The organism is Cypionkella sp., from assembly GCF_028290025.1.
Taxonomy (GTDB): domain Bacteria; phylum Pseudomonadota; class Alphaproteobacteria; order Rhodobacterales; family Rhodobacteraceae; genus Cypionkella.
Window position 1 is genome coordinate 1 of the sequence record NZ_JAQGKQ010000013.1, and the last position, 10,008, is coordinate 10,008.

12 protein-coding genes are annotated in these 10,008 nt (G+C 60.0%); 4 read left to right on the forward strand and 8 right to left on the reverse strand.

The features are described 5' to 3' along the window. A partial coding sequence (locus JWS10_RS01390; protein ID WP_299504063.1) for a DsbA family protein occupies nucleotides 1-297 on the reverse strand: 297 nt, incomplete at its 3' end. Nucleotides 298-312: 15 nt separating this feature from the next. Further along, on the reverse strand, nucleotides 313-459 hold the full coding sequence (locus JWS10_RS01395; protein ID WP_299477044.1) for a hypothetical protein: 147 nt from the start codon (nucleotides 457-459) through the stop codon (nucleotides 313-315). A gap of 19 nt (nucleotides 460-478) precedes the next feature. Here JWS10_RS01395 and JWS10_RS01400 point away from each other — a divergent pair, with 19 nt between their 5' ends. The 3 genes from JWS10_RS01400 (at nucleotide 479) to JWS10_RS01410 (ending at nucleotide 3,608) form a co-directional block, all read left to right on the forward strand. Beyond that, entirely contained in the window at nucleotides 479-1,087 is a 609-nt protein-coding gene (locus JWS10_RS01400; protein WP_299477077.1) for an XRE family transcriptional regulator, read from the forward strand. 355 nt (nucleotides 1,088-1,442) lie between these two features. After that, nucleotides 1,443-2,183: a metallophosphoesterase family protein gene (locus JWS10_RS01405; protein WP_299504065.1), complete on the forward strand. Its 741-nt coding sequence runs from the start codon at nucleotides 1,443-1,445 to the stop codon at nucleotides 2,181-2,183. Continuing rightward, entirely contained in the window at nucleotides 2,184-3,608 is a 1,425-nt protein-coding gene (locus JWS10_RS01410) for a bifunctional serine/threonine-protein kinase/universal stress protein (protein ID WP_299504067.1), read from the forward strand. Between the two features lie 79 nt (nucleotides 3,609-3,687). On the opposite strand, the gene JWS10_RS01415 is transcribed toward JWS10_RS01410, so the two are convergent. Together JWS10_RS01415 and JWS10_RS01420 are read right to left on the reverse strand one after the other, a co-directional pair. After that, nucleotides 3,688-3,804 (reverse strand): entericidin EcnA/B family protein, encoded by a 117-nt coding sequence (locus JWS10_RS01415; RefSeq protein ID WP_299477052.1) that lies wholly within the window; start codon nucleotides 3,802-3,804, stop codon nucleotides 3,688-3,690. Between the two features lie 3 nt (nucleotides 3,805-3,807). Then, complete coding sequence (locus JWS10_RS01420; protein WP_299504068.1) at nucleotides 3,808-5,634, reverse strand: extracellular solute-binding protein; 1,827 nt, start codon at nucleotides 5,632-5,634, stop codon at nucleotides 3,808-3,810. A gap of 252 nt (nucleotides 5,635-5,886) precedes the next feature. On the opposite strand from JWS10_RS01420, the gene JWS10_RS01425 reads away from it, so the two are divergent. Beyond that, a complete protein-coding gene (locus JWS10_RS01425; protein ID WP_299504070.1) occupies nucleotides 5,887-6,657 on the forward strand; it encodes a 3-hydroxybutyrate dehydrogenase in 771 nt (256 codons plus the stop codon). Between the two features lie 77 nt (nucleotides 6,658-6,734). On the opposite strand, the gene JWS10_RS01430 is transcribed toward JWS10_RS01425, so the two are convergent. The 4 genes from JWS10_RS01430 to JWS10_RS01445 all read right to left on the reverse strand — a co-directional run. Continuing rightward, entirely contained in the window at nucleotides 6,735-7,424 is a 690-nt protein-coding gene (locus tag JWS10_RS01430) for a DUF502 domain-containing protein (protein ID WP_299504072.1), read from the reverse strand. A 54-nt stretch (nucleotides 7,425-7,478) separates the two neighbouring features. Continuing rightward, the gene (locus JWS10_RS01435; RefSeq protein ID WP_299504074.1) at nucleotides 7,479-8,396 is read right to left on the reverse strand and encodes a pseudouridine-5'-phosphate glycosidase; all 918 of its coding nucleotides are present in this window, start codon (nucleotides 8,394-8,396) and stop codon (nucleotides 7,479-7,481) included. Further along, nucleotides 8,393-9,283, reverse strand: a complete 891-nt coding sequence (locus JWS10_RS01440) for a PfkB family carbohydrate kinase (protein WP_299504076.1) — start codon at nucleotides 9,281-9,283, stop codon at nucleotides 8,393-8,395. The genes JWS10_RS01435 and JWS10_RS01440 overlap by 4 nt, the downstream gene beginning before the upstream one ends. 72 nt (nucleotides 9,284-9,355) lie before the next feature. After that, on the reverse strand, nucleotides 9,356-10,008 hold a 653-nt coding region (locus JWS10_RS01445; RefSeq protein ID WP_299504078.1), incomplete at its 5' end, for an FAD-dependent oxidoreductase.

Consider the following 10,008-nt stretch of genomic DNA (forward strand, 5'->3'; position numbering starts at 1 on the left):
GTTAATCGTGTTCGGCAGCATCTCGGGCTTGTCGGGGTCCATCGCCACCCCGGCTTCCTTGGCAATCTGGCGCAGCCGATCATGGATGGCATCAACCTTAGCCTCACCACCCAGACGCTTCGCCAGATACGCCCGCTTTTCAACGCCCTCAGGCGGCATATCCGGGTTCAACTGAAACGGATGCCACGCAATCACAAACGGATGGTCGGCATGGGCCTCCAAAGCGCGGTCGAGATGGGCTTTGCCGATCAGACACCACGGGCAAACCGGATCAGAGAAAATATCAAGACGGATCATCGCAAAGCTCCGGCGCTAATAGGGGTTGCCCCACCTTTTGACCTTGCCAGCAGGATGGTCAAGCCGAATAGCCGCATCCTCACCTTCACGCAACGCCCAAACCACGCATAGCAGCGTGCCACTGGTTGCATGAACGCGGGCCATGCCGTATGGGAAAGCCATGTCCAGCGACCCCAAACGCATGATCCGTATTGCCCGCGAGATGGCGCACGAGCCGGGCCAAACCGTGCCCGAGCCGCTGGATTTGGGCATAAGGGTGCGCGAACTCCGCAAGGCAAAGGGCTGGACGCTGGAACAAGCCTCGGTGCAGGCGGGTCTTGCGCGCTCGACCCTGTCGAAGATCGAGAACGGTCAGATGTCGCCGACCTATGATGCGCTGAAGAAACTCGCGCAAGGCATGGCGATCTCGGTGCCGCAACTGTTCACGCCCGCGCAAGCGCCGCAGGTGTCGGGACGCATTGTGGTGACGAAATCCGGCGAGGGGCAGGCCCATGCCACCACCACTTACGAGCATGAATTGCTGGCAGGTTCCTTAAGCAAAAAGCAAATGCTGCCTTACCGCACCATCGTGCGCGCCCGCGCAATGGAAGATTTCGACGGCTGGGTGCGCCATGAGGGCGAGGAATTTCTCTATGTGCTGACCGGGGTTATCCGGCTTTACACCGAGTTTTACGAACCCGTCGATCTGCGCCGCGGCGACAGCGCGTATTACGATGCCTCGATGGGCCATAACGTGATCAGCCTGTCGGAAGATGATGCGACGATTTTGTGGGTGACATCGCTGACTTGAGCGGGGCGCCACATTGCAAGAATTTGCGAGGTCCAGTGAGGCGCTCCCACTAAGGCGGAACACCAATGTGGCGCACCCGGACCGAAAGAAAACTCTGCGGGGCAGAGTTTTCCGGTTCGTTGCTCATAAGGCTGAAAGCCGTTGAGCAAGGGGCTCGAACCAAAAACCGTCGTGCTGTGATCTGGCCGCGCCTGACTGGGCTGGCGCATTTCGCGCCTGCCGAGGGCAGGCAGGCGCGGCCAGATTTGTCTGCGGCCAAATCTGGCAAGCCAAACCCTCGCCCTCCCTTGACCCTACCCGCTAACCCATATCACTGTGGCGCATCTTCGCTGGAGGGCGGGGAGGGGAGAAGCTGATGCGTCTGGCCTTGCTGACCGACATCCACGCCAATCGTGAGGCGTTTGAGGCGGTGTTGGCTGACCTCTCGCAGCGCCAAATCGACAGGCTGGTGTTCCTTGGCGATATCGTAGGCTACGGCCCCGATCCCGGTTGGTGCATTGATCAGGTCGAATCCCTTGTCGCCAAGGGAGCGATCGCCCTGCGCGGTAACCATGACCGCGCCATTGGCGTGTCGGACAAAATCCTGAACGCCAACGCCCGCCGGGTGATCGACTGGACGGTCAACCGCCTGAATGCGCGGCAAAAACTGTTCCTCTCCGAGCTGCCGCTAGAGGTGCAAGACGGCGACACGCTGTTCGTCCACGCCTCGGCCAACGATCCAGCCGACTGGCTCTACGTGAACTCTGAATCCACCGCCCGCCCAAGCTTCCTCGTTTGCGATGCCCGGCTGATCTTTTGCGGCCATGTCCACCGCGCCGCCCTTTATAGCTGCGATCTGGCGGGCCGCGTCAGCCATCTCGACATCGCTCCCGGGAACCCGATGCCTTTGCTTCAATCGCGGCGCTGGCTGGGCGTGATCGGTTCTGTCGGTCAGCCGCGCGATGGCACCACTTTGGCGAGTTACGCTATCCTCGACCGCGACTTGAACGAATTGACCTTCCGCCGTGTCGGCTATGATGCCACCACCACAGCGCGCAAATCGCGCGAGGCGGGGCTGCCAGAGGCGCTGGCGCAGCGTCTGATGAAGGGGATCTGAATGGCGTTACGTCCGCATCCGGGGCTAGAGATCAACGGCTTCACGTTGGGACAGCAGCTGCACAAAGGCGGTTTCGCGACGATCTGGGATGTGACGCACGCTTTGTATCGCACTCCAATGGTGATGAAAGTCCCGACGATACTAGACGGTTACGACGGCCCAACCATCGTCGGCTTTGAGGTTGAGCAGATGATCATGCCGCGCCTGTCCGGCGTGCATGTGCCACGGGTGATCGGGCAGGGCGACTTCGCGGTGATGCCTTATATCGTCACCGAACGCATCCCCGGTGCCTCAATGTTACAACACTCCAAACGCGCGCCTAGGCCCGTGGCCGAGGTGATCGAACTCGCCGCCCGCATGGCCGAAGCCGTCCATGACATCCACCGCCAACACGTCATCCACCTTGACCTGAAGCCCGACAACTTCCTGCAACGCCCGAGCGGAGAGATGGTGCTGATCGATTACGGCCTGTCGCGCCACGACCAACTCCCCGATCTTCTGGCCGAAGAATTCACCATCCCGATGGGCACTTTCCCCTATATCGCGCCCGAGCAATACCTGCGCCAACGCGGCGATCTGCGCTCTGATCTGTTTGCTTTGGGTGCGATGATCTATGAGTTGGCCACCGGTAAAATGCCGTTCGGTCAGCCCGAAAAGCTGTCCGGCGTCAAACAACGCCTCTGGCGCGACCCCGTGCCACCGCGCGCCATCCGCGCCGACATCCCGGAATGGCTGCAGGAAATAACCTTACGCGCGCTCGAAGTCAATCCCGCCAACCGCTACCAATCCGCCGCCCAGATGATCTTCGATCTCGCCAACCCGATGCAAATCCGCCTGACCCCGCGCGCCCATAAACTTCAACGCGACGGCGCGCTTACCGTGTTTCACCGCTGGCGTCAGATGCGCAGCCTGAAAGCCTTCGCAGCCCCGCCCTCGGTCGCCGCCCAAATGGAGCGCGCCCCGATCCTGCTGGTCGCCGTCGATCTCTCGCCCGAAATGGAACCGCTTTCCCAAGCGATCTACCTGCAAATCAAACGCATGTTGGTCAACCGCCCCGATGCCCGCGTCGCTTGCGTCAACGTCATAAAAACCGCCCGGCTTGGCATTGATCCCACCACCGATGCCGCTGGCACAAACCTGCACGTCTCCCGCCTCGTCGGCCTTAAAACTTGGGCTGAGGGCATTGATCTGACCGACGATCGCCTGACCTACACCATCTTAGAGTCTACCGACCCGGCGTCCGCCATCATCGACCACGCCGAAACCGCCCGCGTCGATCACATCCTGATGGGCGCACGCGGCCATTCTACTGCTCGGCGCTATCTGGGCTCGGTTTCGGCCAAAGTCGTCGCCGAAGCCGCCTGTTCCGTCACCGTGATACGCCTGCGCGAACCCGCACACCCGCCAGCCCCACGATCACCTTAACGTCGCCCTACAATGCTTTGACACCATTAACAAAGGACGGCTCACCAGCCGCCCTCAAAACCAACCAATCCAAGCAAACCTAGTTAAACCAACCGCCCACCGTCTGCGCGCCCGCTGACATATCACGGCCAACACCGTCAACCGTGGCACAGCCCGCCAGCGCGCCTAGCGCCAAAATCATCATCAGTTTGCGCATGACTTACTCCTGATACCACCAGACCTCGGGCTGAAACCCCGGCCAGTCGCCGTAAATTGGCAATTTCTGTGGGAAATGCAACTGCTTGGCATGGGCGATCCGGCCAATATCCGAATACCACACCGGCACGAAATACCGCCCCGTCGTCAAAACCCGGTCCAACGCCTGCACCGCCGCCACAAAATCCGCGCGATCTTTCGACGACAGCATCACCTGCACCAGCGCATCCACCGCGCCCGAGTTTATCCCCGCCCAATTCCGCGACCCCGGCTGCGTCACCCCAACCGAGCCAAAATATTGCAGCTGCTCCGTCCCCGGCGACAGCGACAGCGCCACGATCTGCTGCGTCATGTCAAAATCGTAAAGATTGGTGCGCTCGGTAAATTGCGCCTGATCCACCGTGGTCAGCTTGGCCTGCACGCCGATCTGCTTCAGCGCCTCAATGTAGATATTTGCGGCGGCGATATAATCATCCGCACCATTGGTCAGCAGAATCTCAAACGCCAGTGGCTCACCGGCAGCGTTTTTCAGCACACCATCCTGCACGGTCCACCCGGCTTCTTCCAACAGCTTGTTTGCCTTGCGCAAATTCGCCCGATTGGCACCGCTGGCATTGCCGACGGGCAGGGCGTAACCCTCCAACGCTCCGGGCGGCAAATCTGCCTTGAACGGCTCCAACAGCGCCAGCACTTTGCCCTGCGCCGGGCTGCCCACATCGCCCGCCAAATCCGAGTTGCCGTAATAGCTGCTGATTCGCGGCACTGCACTGCCGTTCAGCGTTTGGTTGACCTGCTCGAAGTTGAACACGTCAATCAACGCCTCACGCACCCGCCAATCGGCGAAAATTGGCTTACGGGTGTTGAACACAAAGCCGTCGATCCCCGAGGGACGGTGATGCGGGATTTCAGACTTCACCACATCGCCAGAGCTCACGCTGGGGAAGTTGTAATTCACCAACCATTTTGCCGGATTGGCCTCACGGTAACTGGTCAGATCGCCCGCCTTGAACGCCTCAAAATGCACATCGGCGTTGCCGAAATACTCCACCCGGATTTCATCGAGATTGTGCTGACTCCTGTAGAACGGCAGATCCTTGCCCCACCAATCGGGATCTTTCTTGTAACTCACAAAGCGTCCAGCCTCGAACTTATCGACCACATAGGGGCCAGAGCCGATCGGCGGCTCCATTGTCGTGGCCTCGAAATCCTTGCCCTGCCACTGCGCCTTTTGCAAAATCGGCCGCAGCCCCAGCAGCAACGGCAGCTCGCGGTTGATCTCAGAGAAAGTGAACCTCACTTTTCTGTCACCGACCTGCTCAGCTTTCGACACCAACGCATAAGCCTTGGCATAACGCGGAGCGCCCAGCGTTCCCAATGTCTCGAACGACCACAGCACATCTTCCACCGTCACCGGGCTGCCATCCGAGAATCGGGTTCCATCACGCAGGGTAAATTCTACGTATGTTCTGGCTTCATCCGTCTCGACCGATTCGGCTAAAATCCCGTAAAGCGTGAAAGGTTCGTCGTAAGAACGCCCCAGAAGTGTCTCTGTCGTATACAAAGATACGCCGCGCGGTGCCTGACCTTTGAGGATGAAAGGGTTCATAGAATCAAAGCCGCCATTTTCGCCCAACACGATGCGGCCGCCCTTTGGCGCGTCGGGGTTGGCATAAGGCAGCGACACAAAATCCTGTGGCAGAGCAGGCTCACCATACATAGCTATGCCGTGAGTAGGCTCTGCGCTCGCGAATCCCCCCCACAAAACGCTCGCTGAAATCAGTGCCAGACCCAGCCCCAAACGCTGCAAATTCGCGAAATAATCCCGGTTCATTCTGGCAACAATCCCCCAACGCCTGCATTCACTGGCCCCCAACCTAAGCGGGCAATCCTGTCTTTTCAAACTTTTAACTTGGAGACCGCCGCCAACAGGGCTATAAGATACCTACTGCTCGATAGGTTTCTTGCCTGTATGAAACCTGCCTCAATAACTTAACGCCCGCTTCGTGCGGGCGTTTTTTTTGGCGCTTTGTGCTTCCCTTTGCAGATGCAGCATGTAGCGTGCAAGCCTAACATGGAGGCTGTCATGCTCAACGGAAAACGCGCCATAATCACCGGCTCAAACTCCGGCATCGGCTTGGGCGTCGCGGAAGAACTCGCCCGTGCAGGGGCCGAGATCATCCTGAACAGCTTCACCGACCGCGCCGAAGATCACGCACTCGCGGCCGACCTTGCGCTTCGTCACGGCGTTAAGGTGACTTACATCGCCGCCGATATGTCAAAAGGCGCCGACTGCCGCGCGTTGATCGAAAAAGCCGGCGGTTGCGATATCTTGGTGAACAACGCCGGCATCCAATTCGTCGCCCCGATAGATGAGTTTCCGACCGAGAAATGGGATCAGATCATCGCGATCAACCTGACCTCGGCGTTCCATACCACCGCCGCCGCCCTGCCGGGGATGCGCACACGCGGCTGGGGCCGCATCGTCAACATCGCCTCGGCGCATGGCCTGACCGCCAGCCCGTTCAAATCTGCCTATATCGCCGCCAAACATGGGGTGGTGGGCCTAAGCAAAACCGTGGCGCTAGAGACCGCAGGGCAGGGCATTACCTGCAACGCGATCTGCCCCGGCTATGTGCTGACACCTTTGGTAGAGGCGCAAATACCGGGTCAGATGAAGGTGAATAACATGGACCGCGACACCGTGATCCGCGAGGTGATGCTGCTGCGCCAACCCTCGCGCCAATTCGCCACAGTCGAGCAAATCGGCGGAACTACGGTCTATCTATGCTCCAGCTTTGCCGATCAGGTCACCGGCACCACGATCTCGGTCGATGGCGGCTGGACGGCGCTATAGAGGTTAACGCCAAGTTAACAGCCCCGCTAACTCATTGAAATCACACAACGCATAAGCATGCCCACACGCGGACAAAGCTACCGCGCCGCCACCGCCGCCACGATTTCCCTCGGCTGCGGATAGACCAACCCAGCCGAGACGATCATCTTCACCGCCTCATCCGCCTTCATATCCAAGAAAATCACGTCCCGCTCCGGCACGAACAAAAGCATCCCCGAAGTCATCGGGGTGAGGCCAATAAACACCGCAACCATCGGCGTATTCCCCGGCAATTTCGCCGCAATCTCGCCCTTCGGAGTCGTCGCCACCATCCCGACAGCCCAATATCCAGCCCGCGGAAACTCGACCAAACAGGTGCGCTCGAAGCTTTTCTCCGATTTCGCAAAGAACGTCTCAGTGATCTGTTTCAGCCCCGAATAAACCGAGCGCACCAGCGGCACCCGATCCACCACAGTCTCGGCCTGCCGCATCACCGTCCGCCCAATCAGCCCGCGTGCGAGCCAACCGACCAGCGCCGTGAACACCAAAAACACCAGCACGCCAACGCCGCGCACCGGGAAATCGACCTCAGGCCCGAAGCTGCGGTGCAAGATCGCCTCAGGTTGGTAATAGGACGGGATCAGCGGCAGGATCCAGCCGTCGATATAACCGATCACCCCCCAGACGACATAAATCGTCAGCCCCACCGGCAGCACTACCACCAACCCCGTCAGAAACGAGGCTCGGAAGCCAGCAAACATCGAACGGCGCGGGGTAGGGTCGGACATGAAGGCTCCTCGTTTGTCGGCAACCTAAGCAGCCGCCAGCTTGTTCACAATGCTTTAGCCTCGCTGCACTACGATTTCGCGTGCAATCGCGGCCCCAAGCCGCGCGTTGTTCAAAACAAGGGCAATATTGGAGGCCAGAGAGCGGCCCTCGGTCAGCTCAAATATCCGTTGCAGCAGGAACGGCGTGACTTCCTTCGCAGCGATGCCCTGCGCCGTTGCCTCGCTCAAAGCCTGCTCAATCGCCGGATTGATGTCCTCACGCGCAATCTCGTCGGTCAGCGGGATCGGATTGGCCACCAACTGCCCGCCCGGCAGACCCAGCCGCGTCCGCATCAGCTGCGAAGCCGCAATCTCAGCCGCCGTATCCATCCGCAGCGGCGCTTTCAGCCCCGAGTCCCGCGACCAGAATGCCGGAAATGCATCCTGCCCGAAAGCGATCACCGGCACACCTTTGGTTTCCAAATATTCCAGCGTTTTCGGCAAATCGAGAATGGCCTTCGCCCCCGCCGCAATCACTGTCACCGCCGTTTCGCCCAATTCCGGCAGATCGGCGGAAATATCAAACGAGGTTTCAGCCCCGCGATGCACGCCACCGATGCCGCCCGTCGCGAACACATCAATCCCCGCCAGATGCGCACAGATCATCGTCGCGGCCACCGTGGTAGCGCCGGTTTTACCAGCCGTCAGGCACGCAGCCAGATCAGCGCGGCTCAGTTTCATGACATGCTCGGTTTGACCCAAGGCGTCCAGCTGTTGATCGGTCAGCCCGATCAGAATACGCCCGCCCATCACCGCAATCGTCGCAGGCGTCGCGCCATGTGCCCGGATTTCAGCCTCAACCGCACGGGCGGCTTCAACATTCTGCGGAAACGGCATCCCATGCGTGATGATGGTGGATTCCAGCGCCACAATAGCGGTGCCAGCGGCGTGGGCGGCGGTTACTTCGGGCGAAAAGGTTAGCAAATCATTCACGACGGTTGTTCTCCTGAAACATAAGTTGCGGCGGCTTGCAGGGCGGCGGCGAGGGCCACTTCACGCGAGCAACCTTGGCGGTCGGCGACGATATGCGCCGCCATAAACGTATCGCCCGCGCCGGTAATCCTTGTGACCATCACCGGCGGCGGGGCGGCGGTAATCACGCCCGCGCCTTTGCGACCCTCGGCACAAGCTTTGCCGCCATTCGTCACCAAAACCTGCGCAGCACCATGGGCCAGCAAGCCTTCGGCGGCATCAGCGGCGGTTTCATAGCGGGCATGACCGATCAACCCGGCTTCTTCGAGGTTCACATACAGCGTCGCGGTGGGGTGGTTGAGCAGCGGCAGCAGACGCTCCGCCTTACCGGGGCTGGCCGGGGCGACGCGCAGATCAGCGTGGGCAAAAAGCGGCGAATGAGCGATCTCGGACAGTAGTGCAACAGTGAGATTGCCGTCCAAAGCCACCATACCGGACCAGGGATGAGCCTCCGATCCCAACCGACCATCTGCAAGGGGCCGCAAAATCTTATCGCCCGCAGCCTCCAGCGAATGCGCGTCGGCAATCGCTGCGATCAGACCATTCGCGCCCTCAATCGCCATATAGCGGTCGGTCGGCAAATCTTCTGATCGGTAGAGGTGATCAGTCACCATGCCCATCCGCTGACAGGCGGCGATCAACTCCAAGCCTTCCTCATCCTGACCCACAGCCGAAAGCAGGGCAGGGGTCAGCCCAAACCGTGCCAGCGTCATCGCGATATTCATCGCAACACCCCCCGGCAGCCGGGTGATCCGCCCCGGCACATCCGAGCCAAGCCGCATCGCGATGGATGAGCGGCCAATGATGTCCCACAGCACGGAGCCGATGCAGAGAATGTCTGGTGTCATGGGCCCGTAATCGCAAGACTGCGGCAAAGTTTCAAGCCTGCGCTATATATCCGGGATATTCAGGCCCGCCATTCACGTCGGCGCTTGCCCCATCCGGTTCCACGCATCCAGACCCGCCACCTTATATGCCTCGGCCAAGGTCGGATAATTAAACGTGTTCTGCACGAAGAAATCGACCGTGCCGTGCAGGTTGATCACCGCTTGGCCGATATGGATCAGCTCGGTAGCGCCTTCGCCAACGATATGCGCCCCCAGCAACCTCCGGGTGTTGATATCGAAAATCAGCTTCAGAAAGCCCGCGGCCACCCCCATGATATGCCCGCGTGAGGTTTCGCGGAAACGCGCGATCCCACATTCATAGGCAATGCCCTGCGCTCGCACCTGTTCTTCCGACAGCCCGACGGTGGAAATTTCCGGCACCGCGTAGATGCCATAGGGAAAAGTTTCCGGCGCTGGCGGCAGGCTGATCCCGAACGCATGACAGGCCGCAACCCGGCCTTGCTCCATCGAAGTTGAGGCCAGCGAGGGGAACCCAATCACATCGCCCGCCGCATAGATGTTCGGCGCAGCGGTCTGGAAGGTGTTCGGGTCAACCTTCAAGCGCCCCCGGCTATCCACTTCAATCCCCACCGCCTCTAGGTTTAACAGGCCGATATTGCCCGTCCGACCCGCTGCGTAGAGCAAAATCTCGGAATGAATCCGCCGCCCATCATTCAGGGTCACAT

Coding starts and splice junctions, on each gene's coding strand:
- JWS10_RS01405 (WP_299504065.1), top strand. CDS start 1,443: ATGCGTCTGGCCTTGCTGACCGACATCCACGCCAATCGTGAGGCGTTT.
- JWS10_RS01425 (WP_299504070.1), top strand. CDS start 5,887: ATGCTCAACGGAAAACGCGCCATAATCACCGGCTCAAACTCCGGCATC.
- JWS10_RS01415 (WP_299477052.1), bottom strand. CDS start 3,804: ATGCGCAAACTGATGATGATTTTGGCGCTAGGCGCGCTGGCGGGCTGT.
- JWS10_RS01430 (WP_299504072.1), bottom strand. CDS start 7,424: ATGTCCGACCCTACCCCGCGCCGTTCGATGTTTGCTGGCTTCCGAGCC.
- JWS10_RS01440 (WP_299504076.1), bottom strand. CDS start 9,283: ATGACACCAGACATTCTCTGCATCGGCTCCGTGCTGTGGGACATCATT.
- JWS10_RS01410 (WP_299504067.1), top strand. CDS start 2,184: ATGGCGTTACGTCCGCATCCGGGGCTAGAGATCAACGGCTTCACGTTG.
- JWS10_RS01395 (WP_299477044.1), bottom strand. CDS start 459: ATGGCTTTCCCATACGGCATGGCCCGCGTTCATGCAACCAGTGGCACG.
- JWS10_RS01420 (WP_299504068.1), bottom strand. CDS start 5,634: ATGAACCGGGATTATTTCGCGAATTTGCAGCGTTTGGGGCTGGGTCTG.
- JWS10_RS01400 (WP_299477077.1), top strand. CDS start 479: ATGATCCGTATTGCCCGCGAGATGGCGCACGAGCCGGGCCAAACCGTG.